Genomic DNA, 19,237 nt, shown 5'->3' with positions numbered 1-19,237 from the left:
ATAGCGGGTTGGTCCCACGCCTTCCCATCCCGAACAGGACCGTGAAACGACCTAGCGCCGATGATAGTATGGATGCCCATGTGAAAGTAGGACACCGCCAGACTCCCCATAAGAAGAACCCGGTTGAGAGATCAGCCGGGTTTCTTGCTTTGTAAAAAGGCTAGAAGGCAATGATTATGGATGCCTGATACAAAACATAACAGCAGCCTTAGTGCTGCTGTTTGTATTTGTGCTTACTCTATATAGAGTGAATTAGCCATACCATATTTTCAGCAAAGTTCTTTGACAGGGATACCCGACTTGAGCTTCTTTTAAAATAGCTACGATTTAATGTTCAGTCATCTTGTTCATGATTAAATCCTCTGTGGGTTAATAGAGAGAATTTTTTACTTTGAGGCTGTACTATTTTAAGGGGTAGTTACATCCGTATGATATTGTAGTATTCGAAGCAACAATTAAAAATATTAAAGCTGAGCTTGTTAAAGGAGAAAAATTCATGGTAAGTGGGGAATTACAACAACCCTTTGCGGCTTATGCTTATTGCTACAATCACAAACAGTTATATTCATTGCTAGGCTATTTGCCTTCCATGGAATTTAACAAATGGCTAGCTCTTAATTTTGGTGTTTGAATATGTATTGCTATTCCAAGAAATATATATGTAAAATTAGGTTTTAATTCTGTTGGATTTACAAAGGAAAATCGTGGAACAATCAAATTCTCCACTGGTTGTTGATTTAGATGGGACACTAATTCAGACTGATTCACTACATGAAAGTCTGATTAGTATGCTCAAATTACATCCATTTGAGATATTTAGATTGATAAAAGTGTATTTTCTTGGTAAAGCAGAATTTAAAAAATTTGTATATGAGCATAGTGATTTTAAAGCAGAAAATTTACCTTATCGCCATGAGTTAATTGAGTATATACAGCATGAAAGACAACAGGGTAGAAAAATTATTCTTGCTACTGCGGCTTATAAAGAAATAGCATACAAAATTGCTGATTTTCTGCAATGTTTTGATGAAGTTATTGCTACAGATGCTCAAAATAATCTGAAAGGAGTAAATAAATTTAAAGCTATTGAACAGAAAATTGGACGTGAATTTATCTATATTGGTGATGATTATGCAGATCTACCAATCTGGAAAAAAGCCAGTGGAGCCATCATTGTAGGAAGTAAAGTTAATAAGTTAACCAGAAAAGTATCTCAAACTGAAACACCAATATTAAAAGAGCTGAGCAATGATAGCACGAATGTAGTTACTTGGTTGAAAGCTATTCGTTTACATCAATGGTTAAAAAATATCCTCCTCCTTGTTCCTTTGCTTACTGCTTTTCAATTTTATGATTTACATAAATTATTTTTAGTCGCTATTGCTTTTATAGCCTTTTCTTTAGGAGCTTCAGCGACTTATATTCTGAATGATCTATGGGATCTGGATAATGATCGTGAGCATTCGAGTAAAAAAAATCGTCCATTCGCTTCAGGGCGTTTATCTATTGCTCAAGGTATCAAGGCCAGCATATTACTTCTATTAAGTGCTGTATTTATTTCAGTCTGGATTTCATGGTTTTTTTTGAGTGTATTTTTATTATATTTGTTCATAACTACATTATACAGTTTAAGATTAAAACAGGTCGTTTTACTAGACATAATTATTCTATCTGTATTATATACTATTAGAATATTTGCTGGTGGTGTTGTTATACATATTGATTTAAGTTATGCGTTACTGGCGTTTTCGATATTAATTTTTTTAAGTTTGGCTACTGTTAAGCGCTGTGCTGAGCTGGTTTCTATGCATAATAATAAAACTTTAATTGCGGGTAGGGGATATATGAAATCTGATTTGGATATACTCTGGCCGTTAGGTATAAGCACTTATATCGGTGCTATTATTTTATTCGGTCTTTATATTAATGCACCCGAAACAATTGTTCATTATAAAACGCCTGCTTTGTTATGGCTGGTACAGTTATTTATGATTTATCTGATTGGTAATCTGTGGGTGAAGACTAAACGAGGCTTAATGCATGATGATCCAATTGTGTTTTTTATTCAGGATAAAAAAAGTCTAATTTTATTAGTCTTAATTATATGTGTCATATTGCTGGCTCGATATCTGTAATTTTTTATATGAAAGAATTGTAGTGAATTTATTGACTTTTATGCTGGCTGTCACTAGTGTTACTTTAAATGCTTTTGCACAAATTGCATTACGTAAAACCATGCAGACGATTGGTTCTATGCCCCAATCTATACTTGATTATTTTTATTTCGGATACCAGTTGTTATTAAATGTATGGTTTCTGACAGGTATGAGTCTATATGCAGTTAGTATCGGTTTATGGATGGTGGTATTGGGTAAAGTTGAAGTAAGTCTGGCTTATCCTTTATTGTCGATTGGCTATATTATAACTGCTTTTATCGGTTATTTTTTCTTACATGAAAATGTAAATCTGATTCGTATTGCTGGATTGGTAACTATTTGTATTGGAATCATAATTATTTCTAGGAGTGCATAAATTGCGGCATATTATTACGGGTGGAAGTGGGTTTACCGGTCAGATACTTGCTCGGAAGTTATTGCAAGCCGGTAATGAAGTTGTTAATTTTGATATCAAAAATTTTAACGATGCTGAATTAGAAAAAAATAGTCAATATATTTATGGTGATATCCGATCTACAAATGATATTAAAAAATTAAATCTACATTCAGATGATGTGGTTTACCATTTAGCTGCCCGACAGTTTGCAGATGCCGTTCCTAAGCGCAATCGTCAAGATTGGTTTTATGAAGTTAATGTTGATGGCACGCGCAATATTTTGCAAGAAATGATGGCTAATGGCGTAACTAGGATGGTTTTTTTTTCAACCGACATGACTTACGGCATGGTAAGTAGCTGTCCTGTATCTACAGATCATCCTCAAAATCCCTTAGGGCCATATGGAAGTGGCAAGGTTGAAGCTGAAAAATTAATTCGTAGTTATAAAGAATTAAATGCGACGATTTTTCGCCCCCGATTGATTACTGGCGCAGGGCGTTTAGGTGTTTTAGGTAAATTATTCCGCCTTATTGCTTTAAATTTGCCTGTTCCCATGATAGGTAATGGTTTAAATCACTATCAGATGGTCAGTGTAGATGATTGTGTTTCAGCAGCAATGCTTGCTTGGCAAAAAAATTTTCCTCGAGAAACTTATAACCTGGGGTCTTTTCAACCACCTACAACTAAAGAGTTATTGCAAGCCGTAATTAAGCACGCTGGTTCTAAGTCTTTTGTTTTGCCTGTCCCGTCTGGTTTGATTAAACCAGTTTTGTCTGCGTTAGATAAATTGGGTTTAACACTACTTTATCCTGAGCAGTTTGCGATCGCAGATCAGAATATTTTGCTGGACTGTAACAAAGCTATGCAAGAACTTGGCTGGGCACCTTCTTGTTCAGATATCGAAGCGATGTGTGCCGCTTATGATAATTTTATAAATATAAAGAAACAAAATAATGAGTTGTGAAAAACTATCACCCAGACAGGCTCTATTATTTTCTGCATTTTATGCTATTTTGGTAATTGTAGTGTGCAGTCTGTTCCAAAGCGATTTTTTTTATATCGATGATGCTGCTTATGAAATGCTCGGTTTTTTCAGGCAAATAGGTCATATTTGGGCACAAGGTAAAATTCCTTTTATTATTGACTCAATGTATATCGGTGGTAATGAGATGATTGATTTGGGTAAAGGTATATTCTTGCCTCAAAATATCCTAGTGTCTCTCATTGCCTCTCAGTTTCATTATATCCAGTTACCAGGCTGGATATTGGCTTTTATTAATATGGTACTGGTTTCTTGTTCTGCTTTAGTTATTGCTAAATCTTTTAAGTTGGATAATACCTATGCTTATGCATTTGCTTCTTTGGTAGTAATACAACCGGTTTTTCTTTATCAATATCTTGGTGCTTGGTGGAATGCTGCTAGTGGGCAGGCTTGGGCAATGGCTTCTATTGCCACATTTTTTTTATTAAAAAATAGTTTTTCTAAAACCAATATTATTCTGAATTTTATTTCAGTAATCTTTTTACTGTCTGCTGGCTGGCCTCATGGTGTAATAGGTTATGTAGTTTTTATTGGTGTAAATCTAATTTTTCAACTAAAACAATCTGGTAATCTGAAAAAAGTTTTTTATTTAAGTACACCTACTATTCTAGCTTGCATTTTTGCTTTTCCGGTTTATTCTGAATATATTTTTTCACATAATTTAATTAATCGCGTCAGCGGATTTGACAGCCAAAACAGAGCTCTTACACCTTCATGGCCTACGATCATTTTGGGGTTCTTTCCCACGTTTTATGATTATATGACTTATTCCACTTATAAATTGATGTTGATCCCCTTTGGTTTTTCTACTTTATTTGTACCATTGGTGTTTTTCTACCGTGACGTAAAGACACTCTGGCAAAGAGATGCTAATCTGAAATGGATTTTGTTATTAATTATTATATTTTTTGTTTTGTCGCAAATGCCAGCACAGTTTGGTCCTTTGCGTTGGCCTTTTCGCTTTCTGCCTTTCATTTCTTTATTTGTTTGTCTGGCTGTATTCTATATTTTGCAGTTTGCTTCGGTTGTTAAAGGCAATAGAATAAAACTAAGCAGAAAAAATTATAATTGTTTATACGCTATTTTGGGTGGATTTTTTATATTTTTACCTTTTTATGCCGGATTTGATACATTAGTATTGATTCTATGTATGTTATTAATGTTATTTCTAATGGAGCGTAGTTTATTTAATTTAAATAAAAGTATTTTGGCTGATTTCAATAAAAAATATTTTTTTATCATTCTTTTTTCATCCTGTTTTGCTTTTTTTAATTCTTGGAATCTTCACCCAATATTTGTAGTGTTGCAGATTTTTTCTGTATGGCTGCTTTTATTGAGCCCCAAAATGGTAGAGAGAAAAAGCACTTTTGGTTTATCTGGTTTAAGTTTATTAATATTATTAATGCTGCTAAATAGTTTACCTACCTTAGGTGGCTATTATTTGCGTCAAACTGATTTACCAGAGCATATTCAGTTACCAGATAATGTGAATTTGCAAGGCTATGTTCTGTCTCTGCCAAATAATACTGAGTTAAGCCAAACCAGACAATTAAATGATATCGCTTCAGCACAGTTTGGTTTTTATGATATTAAATCAATCAATGGTTATTCTCCTGTAGGCAGTAAAAGATTAGAGCAGGTACTACCTGTTAATAAAACTGCACACGGTATTTTTTCGCCTAAACATACATTAAAGAATATTTTGCAGACTACGGGTAAATTGCCTGTTTGTCAGGCTGTGCTGATGCAGATTAGCACTATAATTGTCAATAAGGCCGATTATGCTGCTTTTAGCCGACAATTTCAGCAGTGTGGATATATTGAAGTTCAACCTGCTGGCAGTCGAAATGATTTGTATGTTTCGTTGCCATTAGACCAAACTAAGGGTTGGGATACTAACTCACCTTTTGTATTTCCTGATTTAGCTGGTATTAAGCATGTAAAACATGATAATAATACTGACTTGATTCGGATACCTGAGCATAATGATACTACCATCCTAATTTTTCCGCGTTTGTGGTGGTATGGTTATTCTGCTGATGTAAATGGTTATTCATTACCTGTTGTTGCTGATAATTCTGGTTCTCTGGTGCAGGTCTCTGTACCGCAGCATCTGCATGGTATGTTAACGCTTAGTTATTTTCCGGTTACATGGCGTTATTTATGGTTTTTACCCATGCTGGCTTTAATTGGATTAATGACTTTATTATTTAATAATAGAAGGCAAAACAAATCGGTATAAAATACATTTTTATGGGTATTTTCAATATTATGTTTTAATTTCTTAAATTTAAGCTTAATTAATGATTAGTAAGTGCACTTTAATGGTATTAAAGTGCATTTTTGTTTGTGGATTCAGTTATAAAATAAATAAACCTATTCAAGATTCTGTATCAGGTTAATTTGGTTTTTATTCAGTTACGTGCATACGATGCTATATTTAGTGAAAACTAATGATCGCTAGCTCTGTTTATCTTTCAGTATTTTTATTGATATGGGTTAAAGATGGAAATTCATATTAATAATTTTTAGAATGTATTAAATTATTTTCTTTTGTCAATATTAATGCTGTTTGGTAAGCTATGATTTTTCTTTCAACTAAATGTGTAAAGGGATGTTTATGAAAGATGTGAGGGAGCTAGTTGAGGCTGAGTTAGGTACTTTTGTTCAGTTGCGACATGATATTCATCAACACCCTGAATTGGCTTTTGCTGAGAATCGAACCAGTGATTTGGTTGCTGGTTTGTTGGAGCAATGGGGTTATACGGTTGAGCGGGGCATTGGTGGTACTGGTCTGGTTGCTCAACTTCGTGTTGGTAATGGTTTAAAGTGTATTGGTATTCGAGCCGATATGGATGCGTTGCCGATCTCTGAGGAAAGCGGTGTTGCTCACACTAGCAAGCATGTGGGCAAGATGCATGCTTGTGGTCACGATGGGCATACTACTATGTTGTTGGCCGCAGCCAAGGTATTGGCGGGCAGAAAGTCGTTTAATGGTACGCTGAATTTGATTTTTCAGCCGGCAGAAGAGTATGGCAAATCCGGTAGTGGTGCGATGCGGATGATTGCTGATGGTCTGTTTGAGAAATATCCGTGTGATGCGGTATATGGGATGCATAATATGCCGGGTTATCCACAGGGGCAATTGCATTTTTATGATGGATGGATGATGGCTTCCTCTGACGTGGTAACGATTACGGTTAAAGGGGTAGGTGGTCACGGTGCGAAGCCGCATAATACGCACGATCCGATTGTGGCTGCTTCTTCTATTGTAATGGCCTTGCAGACGATTGTGTCACGTAATGTGAATCCATTGGATTCTGCTGTAGTGACTGTGGGTATGTTCCATGCCGGTGTGGCTAATAATGTGATTCCGGAACAGGCGGAATTAAAGCTGACCGTGCGTTGTTTCAAACCAGAAGTACGCAGGCTATTACAAGAGCGTATTGTGGCGATAGTACAGGCTCAGGCACAAAGTTTTAATGTGGTGGCTGAGGTGGATTATCAGCATGGCTATGCTCCTGTATTTAATACCACTAAGGAAACACAGTTTGCGCGTCAGATAGCGCGCGAAGTGGTGGCTGAGGAGAATATTGTTGATCAGACTGAGCCGATGGCCGGTAGTGAAGATTTTGCATTCATGCTGGAAAAATGCCCGGGAAGCTATTTGTTTATTGGTAATGGTTTGAAAGAGCTGGATGCTGCTTCTGGTTTTGATTTGCATAATCCTTATTATGATTTTAATGATAAGAATATTGCCATTGGTGCGACTTACTGGGTAGCACTGGCAGAACGTTTTCTGCAATAAATCCGATTTTGAATTTTTATAGAATAAAGGGAGTATTGATATGAATACAGGACAGGCGGCTGTAGAGCACAACAAGCCTCCGGCGAAGGCGATTGCGGCGGCGGTAGCCGGAAATGCATTGGAATTTTACGATTTTATTATTTATTCGTTTTTTGCAGTGTATATTGGGCAATCATTTTTTCCTAATAATGATGCATTTATCAGTTTGCTAACTGCTGTGGCAGTTTATGGTGTGGGTTTTTTTACCCGTCCACTTGGGGGTGTGTTAATTGGCGCTTATGCTGACAAAAAAGGGCGTAGAGCAGCCATGATTTTAACGGTAACATTAATTACAATTGGTACGTTGGGGCTGGCTGCTACACCGAGTTATGAAAGTATAGGTATTGCTGCGCCAATTATTGTTTTATTCGCACGTCTGGTACAGGGCTTGGCGCTGGGAGGGGAAGTAGGCCCGGCTTCGGCAATGCTGATCGAATCAGCTCCACCTAATCAACGCGCTTTTTATGCTAGCTGGCAGATGGCAAGTCAGGGTATTGCTGTAGCTGTTGGTGGGATAGTTGGTTATTTGGTTTCTGCTCAGTTGAGTTTGGAACAATTAGCCAGTTGGGGCTGGCGCATACCTTTTCTGGTGAGTCTGGCTCTGATTCCGATTGCTCTGTATATTCGCCGCGCTTTGCCGGAAACTCTGGAAGAGCCAACATATCACAATGATGCTGAGATGCTGACGATAATATTCACCCGCTATAGAAAAGAGGTAATATTGGGCATTATGGTGTTGATGGCAACTGCTATTACTGCTCAGGTAGGCAATTATATGACTACTTTTGCTATCAATACGCTGAAATTTGACCCGAAGATTGCACAAGTCTGTACTATTTTAGGTGGGTTGATGATGTTTCTGTTTTCTTTGCTGGCGGGACTTCTGGCCGATAAATATGGCCGTAAAAGCATTATGTTATGGCCACGTGTGGCTTTGATGTTGCTGATTGTGCCGATGTTGTATTTGCTGGTGAAAACGGAAAGTGTGGCAATGCTGTTACTGGTGACGATGATGGTAACGTTGTTAACTGGTATGACTGGTGCCAGTAGTCTGGTAGCGATTCCGGAAATGATGCCGATTGCACTGCGCGCCACAGGGGTATCAATTGTTTATGCTATTGGTGTAACTTTATTTGGTGGTACTGCGCAATTTGTACTGACTTGGCTGATTGAGAATTTCGGTGCGATATCAATGGGTTATTATGTGGTTGGTACCAGTATATTATCTATTATCGCAATTTTGATGATGCCGGAAACGCGTCATGTCAATGTTAAAGATTAAATTGGCTGTAAGCTGATATAAAAAAGCCAGCAGATATTGCTGGCTTTTTTTGTGGCTGGATTTAAATAACGCTTTTAACCACATCGACAACTTGATCAACTGTGAAGCCGAATTCCTGAAACAGCTGTTCTGCTGGTGCGGATTCGCCAAAACGGTTGATGCCGATAATAGCACCATCGCTACCGACATATTTGTACCATGAATCACTGACGCCGGCTTCTATGGCAATACGCGGTAAACCGGCAGGCAGTACGCTGTCACGATAGGTTTTGTCCTGTTGGTCGAAGATATGGGTATTGGGCATGGATACGACGTGAGTGGCGATACCTTGTTCGGCTAGTCTGGTTTGGGCATTAATGGCCAGCTCAACTTCGGAACCTGTGGCAATAAGTACTGCCCGTGCAGAGTTTTCAGAGGCTGCTTTCAGGACATAGCCGCCACGGCGGATATTGGCCAATTGCTGGCTATCACGCGGCATAAATGGCAATCCCTGACGGCTGAATATGAGACAGCTGGGGTGATTGTCTGCGGCTGCAGCATCAGCCCATGCTACTAGTGACTCGGCGCTGTCGCAAGGACGCCATACGCTCATGTTGGGAATCAGGCGCAAGGTAGCGATTTGCTCAACTGGCTGGTGTGTTGGGCCGTCTTCGCCTAGGCCGATAGAGTCGTGTGTGAACACGAATATCGGGTTAATCTGCATCAGCGCAGCCATGCGCAGGGCATTGCGTGCATATTCGCTGAACATCAGGAAGGTAGCGCCAAATGGTTTGATCCCGCCGTGCAGGCTCAGGCCGTTCATGATGGCTGCCATACCAAATTCGCGTACGCCATAATGAATGTAGTTGCCGCCACCTGTGGCTGTGACTGCGGTACTGCCTGACCAGTCTGTCAGGTTAGACGGGGTAAGGTCGGCAGAACCACCGACAAATTCAGGCAGGATTTGTGCCAGAATCTCGATGCTGTTCTGACTGGCTTTGCGGGTAGCCACTTTTTCTGCCTTGCTGCAAACATCGTTTAGTGCATTTTGGACGTGTTCGGTAAAGTTTTCTGGCAGTTTGCCATCCATGCGGCGGATAAATTCCGCTGCTTCGGCTGGGTATTGTTGCTGGTAGCGGCTAAATAAATCCTGCCATTGCTGTTCCAGTTGTGCACCGGCTGCGGCAGCATTCCACTCGTCATAGATTTCTTGTGGAATGGTAAACGGCTCATGCGCCCAGTTCAGAGCTGTGCGGGTAGCCGCAATTTCTTCGGCACCTAACGGGGCGCCATGGGTTTTATGGCTGCCTTCTTTATTGGCTGCACCTTTGCCGATTCTGGTTTTGCAGCAGATAATTGATGGTTTGTCGGTTTCAGCTTTGGCAGCAGTAATGGCGGCACGGATCGCTGCTTCGTTATGGCCGTCTACGTTGGCAACGGTGTGCCAGCCGTAAGCAGTAAAACGTTCGGGAATATTTTCGCTGAACCAGTTATCTACTTTGCCATCAATGGAGATGTTGTTGTCGTCATACAGGACAATCAGTTTGCCCAGTTTCAGGGTGCCGGCCAGTGAGCACACTTCGTGAGATATGCCTTCCATCAGACATCCATCGCCAACGAAAACGTAGGTATGGTGATCAACGATGTTAAAGCCGGGTTTGTTAAACTGGGCGGCGAGGATTTTTTCAGCCAGCGCCAGACCAACGGCATTGCCGATTCCCTGTCCTAATGGGCCGGTGGTGGTCTCTACGCCATCGGTATAGCCATATTCTGGGTGTCCTGGGGTTTTGCTGTGCAGCTGACGGAAGTTTTTCAGGTCTTCGATGCTGAGGTTGTAGCCGCTCAGGTGCAGCAGGCTGTACAGTAGCATGGAAGCGTGACCGTTGGAAAGAATGAAGCGGTCGCGGTTGTAGAATTTGGGGTTGGCTGGATTATGTTGCAGGAATTCGCGCCACAATACTGTAGCCATTTCGGCCATACCCATTGGTGCGCCGGGATGGCCGGAGTTGGCCTGTTGAATTGCGTCCATTGTCAGGAAGCGAATTGCATTAGCAAGATGTGATGCCATGAAGTTGCCTTTTGATGAGGGAAATAGCTGGTTGCAATAGCTGTGTAAAGTAATGTGTTGAACCTTGCTGTGTGAGACAGGGTTTATACAGTGTGAATTATCCTGAATCTGTGCAAACCTATCAAGGAAAGTGTGTTTGTTGTACTTATGCTGGTTGTGGGCATTTGGGTATTTTTGATAATAAAAATACTAATTGCATAAATATTGTTTATGTTTTATGCTTTTGGCAAATTTCAAGTGCAGCTATTTGATGCTGAAACTCTTCAATCAGGTATGGCGGGAGATAGAGATGCAGAAAATTTTTATGATTATGGTATTGTTGTTTGGCATGGCTCCGGTTTGGGCTGCTGTGAATATTAATACCGCATCAATGCAACAGCTGCAATCATTACCGTATATTGGCGCAGTCAAGGCTCAGGCAATTATTGATTATCGTAATACACATGGTTCTTTCCATTCTACAGAAGAGATTATGCGCGTAAAGGGCATTGGTAAGGCAACTTATGAGAAGTTGCAAAATGATATCAGTGTTAGCGGTGTGACAGTAAAGCCTACTGCATCAACTTCTAAACATCGTCGTGCATTACCGGCCACTGTTGTCAGATAATGGCAAGTGGTGTGCAGGCTGTTAATTGCTAAAAATGTTGGCTTTGATGTGGTGATAGAAGTTCTCTGCCTGTGCTGACAGTTTGTGCTCTTTATGTTTGATCAGGTAGATGGAGCGCTCCAGATTCATGTCTGCGACATCTTTAACCACCAGATTTCTGTGCTCAAACTGAAATAATGTCAGTCTGGGCACAAGGCCAATGCCGTAGTTGGCCGCCACCAGCCCCATCATGGTGGTGAGCTGGCTAACTTCTACTACATAGTTAATTCCGAATAAATCAACAATTTTGTCTACGTAATGACGGATGCTGGTACCTTTGGTAAAGCCTATCATGTCATATTCAAGTAAATCTTTTAATTCAATGTTTTCTTTGCTGGCCAGTGGGTGGTCGATATGACAGATGAGATGAAATTTGTCTGAAAAAAGAAATTCAGAAGAAATTTCAGTCAGGGACGGGGATTTTGCGGTTAAGGCCAGTTCTGCGTGTCCCTGTAATAAGGCTTGCAGACACAAATCCCATTGTGTATCGAGTAATTCAACTTTGATATTGGCATACTGGTGATGAAAAGTGGCTAAAAGCTGTGAAACCCATTGTACGACGATGGATGGCATGACAGCCACAACCAGTTTTTCCTGATAATTATTGGCATGCGAACGTATTTCTTTGGTAGTACGTTCGTAGGCAAACATGAGCTCGCGTGCCAGTTTGATGAAGTGGATACCGTTTTCATTCAGTTGAACTTTACGCGTATCACGGTCAAACAGACGATAGCCGATTTCCTGTTCCAGATTGGCGATAAGGCTGCTGAATGCAGGCTGCGACAGATGAATCTTTTGGGCTGCCCGGGTGAAGTTGTCTTCTTCTACCAGTGCCAGAAAGGCTTTTATCTGTTTGATTGATATATTCATATAGCATTATCTGCCAACATTTTAATCTATGAACTATTCACAATAGCATATTAATTGTAAAGATAATTTGAAGTTAATCAAATTTTCTATAGGTTGCCGGATTAATTGGTTTTGCTTATTAATCCATCTTTATTATCGATTAGACAGGCTGGGACGTTATGGTGAGAATGCTGGGGCTTTCTTAGATATTTATTTTTTTCTTTATTTATAACGACCCAAAAAGGGGGCATTTATGCTGGCATTAATAGGCATATTGACTATTGCTACTCTGCTTTTTTGTATTATGAGTAAGCGGCTTTCTCCGATAGTCTCTTTGATTATTATTCCTATTCTGGGTGCTATAGTTGCACTTTATATCGTACCTGTTTTTCAAGGTAGTGTTGAGGCCTTACCGGCTTATTCAACCATTCCTAAGATGGCAGTGAGTGGGATATCCAAACTTGCGCCGATGGCAGCGATGTTTGTGTTTGCCATCATTTTCTTTGGTGTGGTCAGCGATGCGGGGATGTTTGATCCGATTATTGCCAAGATACTGAAAGTGGTAGGAACCAGTCCGAAGAAGATTATTATTGGTACTGGTGTTCTGGCGTTGATTGCCCATCTGGATGGCAATGGTGCGGTCACTTTTCTGATTACTGTACCGGCAATGATTCCATTGTATGACAAACTGGGCATTGATAAGAAAATTCTGGCTGGTATTACCGCACTTAGTGCTGGGGTGAATTTTTTACCGTGGACTGGCCCGATGATCCGTGCTGCAGGTGCTCTAGATGTGACGACACATGAGTTGTTTACGCCGTTGATTCCAGCGCAGATTTGCGGGTTGGCGTTTATGGTATTTATGGGATGGTATTGGGGACGTAAGGAAGAAAAACGTCTGGGGCTAGTTGGTGGTGCTGGTGGTGTCGTTGGTACCGATGAGGAGTCTGAAGTTGTGACTCACTTTAAACCGAAAGAGCTGACTGAAGAAGAGTTGAAATTACGTCGTCCGCATTTATTCTGGCCGAATCTTATTCTGGTGATTATAGTCATTTCTCTGATGGTATCAACCAAAATAGCGCCAACTATTATTTTTATGGTTGCCTGCTGTATCGCTCTCACTCTGAATTATCGTAAACCGGCCGAACAATCTGCACGTATCAATGCCCATGCTAAAGGTGCGTTGATGATGGCTACAATTCTGTTTGCTGCTGGGGTATTTACCGGCATTATGAGCGAATCAGGCATGCTGAAAGCAATGGCCGTTTCGACTGGTGAATTTATTCCGGATGGTTTGGCCTCACATATCCCTTTCATTATTAGTCTGATTGCAATGCCATTAAGTCTGATCTTTGATCCTGATTCTTATTATTTTGGCATTATGCCGGTGGTGGCAAATATTGGTGGATTCCCACCAATTCAGGTTGCACAGGCTTCTCTATTGGGTCAAATGACAACAGGTTTCCCAGTAAGCCCACTTACACCTGCAACTTTTCTATTGTGCAGTCTGAGCGGTGTAGATTTGGCCGATCATCAGAAATTCAGTATTCCAGTATTGTGGGCAGCATCTATTATTATGGCGATTGGAGCCATACTAACAGGGGTGTTTCCATTATAAGAATGCGGTCGGTTTTTCTTTAATTGCAATAATAAGGTGTATTTTATGAAAAAAATCAGGATTGGTTGTGGTGCCGGATATGGTGGTGACAGGATTGAACCGGCAGTAGAGCTGGCTGAAAAAGGGGATATTCAGTATCTGGTATTTGAATGTCTGGCAGAGCGGACGATTGCGATTGGTCAGCGGCAGAAAAAACACAATCCGGAAGCTGGCTTTAATGAATTATTGGCAGCGCGTATGCAGGCGGTATTACCGGCCTGTCTGGAAAAGGGTATCAAAATTGTTACCAATATGGGCTCGGCCAATCCGCGTGCGGCTGCCAAAGTAACAGCCGAGATTGCGCGTTCGCTGGGTGCTAAAAATCTGAAAATTGCCATTATCGAGGGCGATGATGTTTATGAACAGGTAATGCAGCAGGATTTGCCGCTGGATGAGCTGCAAAAACCAGTTTCGCAATGTGGTAAGAAAATTGTTTCTGCCAATGCTTATATTGGTGCGGAACCTATGGTTCAGGCTCTGGATAATGGTGCTGACATTGTGATTGCCGGCCGTGTTTCTGACCCATCCCTGTTCCTGTCAATCATGATGCATGAGTTCAAATGGGGTGCAGAGGACTGGGTTCATCTGGGTAAGGGTACTATTCTCGGGCATTTGCTTGAATGTGCCGGCCAGATTACTGGTGGTTATTTTGCTGATCCGGGCTATCGTGATGTGCCTGATCTGGCACGTCTGGGCTTTCCGATTGCTGAAATCAGTGCCGATGGTGATGCGGTGATTACTAAGGTTGAAGGTTCTGGCGGTATGGTGACGCCTGATACCTGCAAGCAACAGATGCTGTATGAAATTCATCGTCCGGATGAATATAAAACACCAGATGTGATTGCTGATTTCTCTAATATTACTTTCACTCAGGAAGGTAAAGACCGTGTTGCGGTTACTGGCGGGACTGGTCGTGCCCGTCCTGAAACACTGAAAGTATCAGTAGGCTATGAAGATGGCTTTATTGGTGAAGGGGAAATGAGTTATGCCGGTCCGGGCGCAGTAGAACGCGGCAAACTGGCTCTGGATATTGTTAAAGAACGCTTTGCCATTTCGAGTGTTACACCACAGGAAGTGCGCTATGACCTGATTGGGGTTAATTCTTTGCATGGTGCCACTTTATCCTGCAACAGCCAGCCTTATGAAGTGCGTGTCCGTGTTGCTGGCCGTTTTGCCACTAAAGCTGAAGCTGCTGTTGTCGGTAATGAGGTGGAAACCTTGTATACCAATGGGCCGGCTGGTGGGGGCGGTGCTATGAAGTCTGTTAAGGAAATTGTAGCGATGGATTCAACTTACATTTCCCGAGATCTGGTTAAAACCAATATTGACTATCTGGAGGTTTGATAATGAAGTTACGTGAAATTGCACATTCCCGTACTGGTGATAAGGGTAATACCTCAAATATTTCGGTAATTGCTTATCGGCCTGAAGACTATGAGCGTCTCAGAACAGCTGTGACGGCAGAAAAAGTAAAAGCATTTTTTGCGGATATTGTGACCGGTGATGTGGTGCGTTACGAATTGCCGAATATCGGTGCGCTGAATTTTGTGATGTATGGTGCTTTGGGTGGCGGGGTAACCCGTACGCTGGCTCATGATATGCATGGCAAAGGGTTGAGTGCAGCGATTCTTGATATGGACATTGAGTAATTGCTGAATTGCCGGCAGTGCTTTTCCGGCACTGCCGGCAGGCAATGCGATATGCCCTGATGTGCTCGTTGACTGGATAGGTGGTTACTTATTCTGTTCGGTTTTTTGTTTGTCTCAGGTTAGAAGAGTATGAAAACGAAACAGCTCAGTTTGGCAGATGTGAAAAATCATCTGTGGGATGGCATGACTATTATGTTTGGCGGTTTTATGGGGGTTGGTACGCCCGCCAAACTGGTACAGGCAATTCTGGATGCAGGGGTTAAAGATTTAACGATTATTGGCAATGATACTGCGTTTGTAGAAACCGGTGTTGGCCCGCTGATTACGCATAATCGAGTTAAAAAGGTTATCACTTCACATATTGGTACCAATCCGGAAACCGGTAAGAAAATGATTGCTGGCGAGATTGAGGTGGAGCTGGTACCGCAGGGAACACTGGCAGAGCGGATTCGTGCGGCTGGTGCCGGTTTAGGTGGGGTGCTTACGCCAACCGGGCTGGGTACGGTTGTTGAGGAAGGTAAACAGAAAATTGCCGTAAATGGGCGGGAGTTTTTGCTTGAGTTGCCGTTGCACGCTGATCTGGCTATTGTAGAGGCAAAAACGGCAGATAAGCTGGGTAATCTGGTGTATGAACTGTCGGCGCAGAATTTTAATCCGCTGGTGGCACTGGCTGCGAAAACAGTGATTGTCGAAGCCAATAATGTGGTTGAAGTGGGCGAGATTACGCCAGATGCGGCCATTACCCCAGCGGCATTGGTTGATTATATTATTTATCCGGAATAGGGGAAGAATCACCATGAATGCAAAAGAGTTAATCGCACGCAGAATTGCGATGGAATTTAATGATGGGGATGTGGTGAATCTGGGCATTGGTCTGCCCACTCAGGTGGCCAATTATGTGCCGGAAGATATTCATATTACCCTACAGTCTGAAAATGGTTTTCTGGGACTGGCGGCGCTCAATCAGGACGCGGCCAATCCTAATCTGGTGAATGCAGGCGGGCAGCCGTGCGGGATTGCTGCCGGTGGCTGTACTTTTGATAGTGCGTTTTCATTTGCACTGATCCGTGGTGGCCATATTGATGCGTGTGTGTTGGGCGGGCTGGAAGTTGATCAGGAAGCCAATCTGGCAAACTGGATGGTGCCGGGCAAAATGGTGCCGGGTATGGGCGGTGCAATGGATTTGGTTACTGGTTCACGTCGGGTAATTATCGGTATGGAGCACTGTACCAAACATGGTGAATCCAAAATCCTGAAACAGTGTACGCTGCCACTGACGGCAAAAAACAAGGTTAATCTGATTGTCACTGAACTGGCGGTGTTTGCTTTTGTAGATGGGCAACTGGTTTTGCAGGAACATGCACCGGGTGTTGATCTGGATACGATTAGGGCTAAAACGCAGGCTGAGTTTGTGGTAGCTGAAGATTTCTGTGAAATGGCAATCAGTCAGCGTGGTTTGTAAACCAGAAAACAGTCAGGTTGAGGAGTGGATATGGAAAGTGCAGTTATTGTCAGTGCGGCGCGTACGCCGGTAGGCAGTTTTAATGGTTCATTAGCCAGTGTGGGTACCGTAGACTTGGGCAAGCTGGTGATTGCAGAAGCAATCAGCCGTGCCGGTGTTGAGGGCGCGCTGGTTGATGAAGTGATGATGGGCAATGTGTTGCAGGCAGGTCTGGGGCAGAATCCAGCACGGCAGGCAGCGCTGGCAGCTGGGCTGGCTGATACAGTGCCAGCTTATACAGTCAATAAGGTATGTGGTTCTGGATTGAAAACGGTGGCACTGGCAGCGCAGGCCATTGCTGCCAAAGATGCTGAAGTTGTGATAGCTGGTGGCATGGAAAATATGAGCCGGGCACCGTATCTGCTTGATAGCCATGCACGCTGGGGCTATCGCATGGGCAATCAACAGGTTATTGATACTATGGTACATGATGGGCTGACTTGTGCTACCAATCATTATCATATGGGGATTACAGCGGAAAATATTGCGCAGAAATACCAGATTAGCCGTCAGGAGCAGGATGAGCTGGCTTTGCGTTCGCAGCAACTGGCCGCACAGGCAGTGGCTGCCGGTGTGTTTGATGCCGAAATTGTGCCGGTGACGATTAAGTCGCGCAAAGGTGATGTTGTGTTTGCGCACGATGAGTATCCGCGTGCTGAGGCAACTGCTGAGGCGCTGGCTAAATTAAAGCCGGCTTTCAGTACCGATGGTACGGTTACTGCGGGTAATTCTTCCGGTATTAATGATGGGGCGGCCGCTGTAGTGGTCATGTCTGAAAGCAAAGCCAAAGAACTGGGGCTGCAACCTTTGGCACGTATTCGCAGCTATGCCAGTGCTGGTGTGAACCCGGCACTGATGGGGCTGGGGCCGGTACCGGCTACGCAGAAAGCATTACAGAAAGCTGGCCTGACTTTGGCGGATATTGATCTGATTGAAGCAAATGAAGCTTTTGCTGCCCAGTTCCTCGGGGTAGGCCGTGAGCTGCACTTTGATATGGATAAAACCAATGTTCATGGCGGGGCGATTGCCATCGGCCATCCGATTGGTGCCAGTGGCACGCGCATTCTGGTGAGTCTGCTGTATGGTATGCAGGCCAGAGATGCGCAGCTTGGTTTGGCTACGCTGTGTATCGGCGGTGGTCAGGGCATTGCTATGATTGTTGAACGGATGTGATGCTGTAGATTCAATGTGATGCTGGATTAATAGCAGACCATATAACACAAGTGTTATATGGTCTGTTTTTGTATCTGGATGAGCGTCAGCTAACTATTTACCAGTTGGAAAATTTGGTTGGTAGGGGCTATTTTTTGTTGGCTATCATTTGTGGGATATTAGCTTCACTCATGTTATGAATTTAGTTGGTTAAGGTATATTTAGGTTTATTATCTATATATTTACAGGTTAAAATCCAGTGGAAGGGGCTGTTCAAAAATCTATGCTGCTATGAAATATTGATTGCTGTTTTTTGAGGAGATAACACAAATGAAATTTCTAGTACTTACTACAGCGTTAGTTATTTTGTCTTTTACAAGTCAGTTTTCGGAAGCCAGGTCAAACACACAAACAGATGATGCTATCAAGCAAAAAATAATTGATGCATCAATACAGCAGTATCCTAGTGTTTGCGCTTGTCCCTACAACACTGCCAGAAATGGTAGTTCTTGTGGAAAAAGAAGCGCATGGAGTAGACCGGGTGGATATGCGCCTATTTGCTATAAAAATGAAGTAACTCCTGAAATGGTTGATGCATGGAAAAAATCAAATCAATAATTATGTGTGGTAGGAGTCAGTCTGTATCAGATTTTGTGTAAATAGTTTTTCTGTAAATAATCTGACGCGACTATCGAATTAATCATAAACCCATTCATAGCCGATCTCTAGCTATGAATGGGCATTGTCTGTTATTGCGAAACATTTATGTGTATGGCATTCAGAAAAAACTCTTTCTGCTCACTCAAATGAGTGGTAGTGTTTAATCAGCTATTTATTCTCAAAGTAAATTTCGCCAGTATGTATGCTGGTCATTGACAGGCCGGCACTTCATTTGCCGCAGGTAAAACAGTGACAGGTTATTCAGTCCTAGCCAAGTTTAACCTTACCGCAAAGACAGCAACTGTTTTGTGCAGACATTAATTATCTTCCTATGGCTGAAAAGCCCGTAGCG

General features: G+C 42.1%; 17 protein-coding genes and 1 rRNA gene. 16 read left to right on the top strand and 2 right to left on the bottom strand.

The genetic code is table 11. From position 1 onward, the window contains the following. From rrf to GYX26_RS05235, 8 genes are all read left to right on the top strand, one after another. Positions 1–103: ribosomal RNA gene (gene rrf / locus GYX26_RS05265) — 5S ribosomal RNA — on the top strand; the annotation flags it as partial. 330 nt (positions 104–433) lie between these two features. Next, positions 434–631, top strand: coding sequence for an IS3 family transposase (locus GYX26_RS11665; protein ID WP_370520848.1), 198 nt, complete (start codon positions 434–436; stop codon positions 629–631). A gap of 73 nt (positions 632–704) precedes the next feature. Next, entirely contained in the window at positions 705–2,135 is a 1,431-nt protein-coding gene (locus GYX26_RS05260; RefSeq protein ID WP_202984285.1) for a UbiA family prenyltransferase, read from the top strand. Between the two features lie 22 nt (positions 2,136–2,157). After that, positions 2,158–2,532, top strand: coding sequence for an EamA family transporter (locus GYX26_RS05255; protein ID WP_174828396.1), 375 nt, complete (start codon positions 2,158–2,160; stop codon positions 2,530–2,532). Position 2,533: 1 nt separating this feature from the next. Continuing rightward, positions 2,534–3,517 carry an NAD(P)-dependent oxidoreductase gene (locus tag GYX26_RS05250; RefSeq protein WP_174828395.1) on the top strand — a complete coding sequence of 328 codons (984 nt, stop codon included), beginning with the start codon at positions 2,534–2,536 and terminating at the stop codon, positions 3,515–3,517. After that, positions 3,507–5,837, top strand: a complete 2,331-nt coding sequence (locus tag GYX26_RS05245; RefSeq protein ID WP_174828394.1) for a hypothetical protein — start codon at positions 3,507–3,509, stop codon at positions 5,835–5,837. Before GYX26_RS05250 ends, GYX26_RS05245 begins: the two co-directional genes overlap by 11 nt. A 378-nt stretch (positions 5,838–6,215) precedes the next feature. Beyond that, positions 6,216–7,403 (top strand): M20 aminoacylase family protein, encoded by a 1,188-nt coding sequence (locus GYX26_RS05240; RefSeq protein WP_202984284.1) that lies wholly within the window; start codon positions 6,216–6,218, stop codon positions 7,401–7,403. Positions 7,404–7,443: 40 nt separating this feature from the next. Further along, positions 7,444–8,724 carry an MFS transporter gene (locus GYX26_RS05235; protein WP_174828392.1) on the top strand — a complete coding sequence of 427 codons (1,281 nt, stop codon included), beginning with the start codon at positions 7,444–7,446 and terminating at the stop codon, positions 8,722–8,724. 61 nt (positions 8,725–8,785) lie between these two features. Here GYX26_RS05235 and tkt read toward each other — a convergent pair whose 3' ends face one another. Next, complete coding sequence (gene tkt / locus GYX26_RS05230) at positions 8,786–10,771, bottom strand: transketolase (protein WP_174828391.1); 1,986 nt, start codon at positions 10,769–10,771, stop codon at positions 8,786–8,788. Positions 10,772–11,060: 289 nt separating this feature from the next. Between tkt and GYX26_RS05225 the strand changes: the two genes are divergently transcribed. Further along, entirely contained in the window at positions 11,061–11,378 is a 318-nt protein-coding gene (locus tag GYX26_RS05225) for a ComEA family DNA-binding protein (protein ID WP_174828390.1), read from the top strand. 21 nt (positions 11,379–11,399) lie between these two features. Here the strand turns inward: GYX26_RS05225 and GYX26_RS05220 are convergent, their stop codons facing one another. Then, positions 11,400–12,287: a LysR family transcriptional regulator gene (locus tag GYX26_RS05220; protein WP_174828389.1), complete on the bottom strand. Its 888-nt coding sequence runs from the start codon at positions 12,285–12,287 to the stop codon at positions 11,400–11,402. A 232-nt stretch (positions 12,288–12,519) separates the two neighbouring features. Between GYX26_RS05220 and GYX26_RS05215 the strand changes: the two genes are divergently transcribed. From GYX26_RS05215 to GYX26_RS05185, 7 genes are all read left to right on the top strand, one after another. Further along, positions 12,520–13,884, top strand: coding sequence for a CitMHS family transporter (locus tag GYX26_RS05215; protein WP_174828388.1), 1,365 nt, complete (start codon positions 12,520–12,522; stop codon positions 13,882–13,884). A 45-nt stretch (positions 13,885–13,929) separates the two neighbouring features. Beyond that, the gene (locus GYX26_RS05210) at positions 13,930–15,267 is read left to right on the top strand and encodes an acyclic terpene utilization AtuA family protein (RefSeq protein WP_174828387.1); all 1,338 of its coding nucleotides are present in this window, start codon (positions 13,930–13,932) and stop codon (positions 15,265–15,267) included. Positions 15,268–15,269: 2 nt separating this feature from the next. Next, complete coding sequence (locus tag GYX26_RS05205; protein ID WP_174828386.1) at positions 15,270–15,572, top strand: hypothetical protein; 303 nt, start codon at positions 15,270–15,272, stop codon at positions 15,570–15,572. A gap of 129 nt (positions 15,573–15,701) precedes the next feature. After that, positions 15,702–16,355 carry an acetate CoA-transferase subunit alpha gene (gene atoD, locus GYX26_RS05200; RefSeq protein WP_100113830.1) on the top strand — a complete coding sequence of 218 codons (654 nt, stop codon included), beginning with the start codon at positions 15,702–15,704 and terminating at the stop codon, positions 16,353–16,355. Between the two features lie 13 nt (positions 16,356–16,368). After that, positions 16,369–17,034, top strand: coding sequence for a 3-oxoacid CoA-transferase subunit B (locus GYX26_RS05195; RefSeq protein ID WP_174828385.1), 666 nt, complete (start codon positions 16,369–16,371; stop codon positions 17,032–17,034). Between the two features lie 30 nt (positions 17,035–17,064). Beyond that, positions 17,065–18,246 (top strand): acetyl-CoA C-acetyltransferase, encoded by a 1,182-nt coding sequence (locus GYX26_RS05190; protein ID WP_174828384.1) that lies wholly within the window; start codon positions 17,065–17,067, stop codon positions 18,244–18,246. Between the two features lie 309 nt (positions 18,247–18,555). Then, positions 18,556–18,843: a hypothetical protein gene (locus tag GYX26_RS05185; RefSeq protein ID WP_174828383.1), complete on the top strand. Its 288-nt coding sequence runs from the start codon at positions 18,556–18,558 to the stop codon at positions 18,841–18,843. Positions 18,844–19,237: the final 394 nt, after the last annotated feature.

This window comes from Snodgrassella sp. ESL0253, from assembly GCF_013344965.1.
GTDB lineage: Bacteria > Pseudomonadota > Gammaproteobacteria > Burkholderiales > Neisseriaceae > Snodgrassella > Snodgrassella alvi_B.
Note: the sequence above shows the minus strand (reverse complement) of the source record. Positions and strands in the feature narration are given on the sequence as shown.

Excerpts from the sequence above, each read along its gene's own strand:
- GYX26_RS05185 (WP_174828383.1), top strand. The coding sequence starts at position 18,556 with ATGAAATTTCTAGTACTTACTACAGCGTTAGTTATTTTGTCTTTTACA.
- GYX26_RS05245 (WP_174828394.1), top strand. The coding sequence starts at position 3,507 with ATGAGTTGTGAAAAACTATCACCCAGACAGGCTCTATTATTTTCTGCA.
- GYX26_RS05210 (WP_174828387.1), top strand. The coding sequence starts at position 13,930 with ATGAAAAAAATCAGGATTGGTTGTGGTGCCGGATATGGTGGTGACAGG.
- GYX26_RS05240 (WP_202984284.1), top strand. The coding sequence starts at position 6,216 with ATGAAAGATGTGAGGGAGCTAGTTGAGGCTGAGTTAGGTACTTTTGTT.
- GYX26_RS05190 (WP_174828384.1), top strand. The coding sequence starts at position 17,065 with ATGGAAAGTGCAGTTATTGTCAGTGCGGCGCGTACGCCGGTAGGCAGT.
- GYX26_RS05220 (WP_174828389.1), bottom strand. The coding sequence starts at position 12,287 with ATGAATATATCAATCAAACAGATAAAAGCCTTTCTGGCACTGGTAGAA.
- GYX26_RS05195 (WP_174828385.1), top strand. The coding sequence starts at position 16,369 with ATGAATGCAAAAGAGTTAATCGCACGCAGAATTGCGATGGAATTTAAT.
- tkt (WP_174828391.1), bottom strand. The coding sequence starts at position 10,771 with ATGGCATCACATCTTGCTAATGCAATTCGCTTCCTGACAATGGACGCA.
- GYX26_RS05235 (WP_174828392.1), top strand. The coding sequence starts at position 7,444 with ATGAATACAGGACAGGCGGCTGTAGAGCACAACAAGCCTCCGGCGAAG.
- GYX26_RS05205 (WP_174828386.1), top strand. The coding sequence starts at position 15,270 with ATGAAGTTACGTGAAATTGCACATTCCCGTACTGGTGATAAGGGTAAT.
- GYX26_RS05215 (WP_174828388.1), top strand. The coding sequence starts at position 12,520 with ATGCTGGCATTAATAGGCATATTGACTATTGCTACTCTGCTTTTTTGT.
- GYX26_RS05225 (WP_174828390.1), top strand. The coding sequence starts at position 11,061 with ATGCAGAAAATTTTTATGATTATGGTATTGTTGTTTGGCATGGCTCCG.
- atoD (WP_100113830.1), top strand. The coding sequence starts at position 15,702 with ATGAAAACGAAACAGCTCAGTTTGGCAGATGTGAAAAATCATCTGTGG.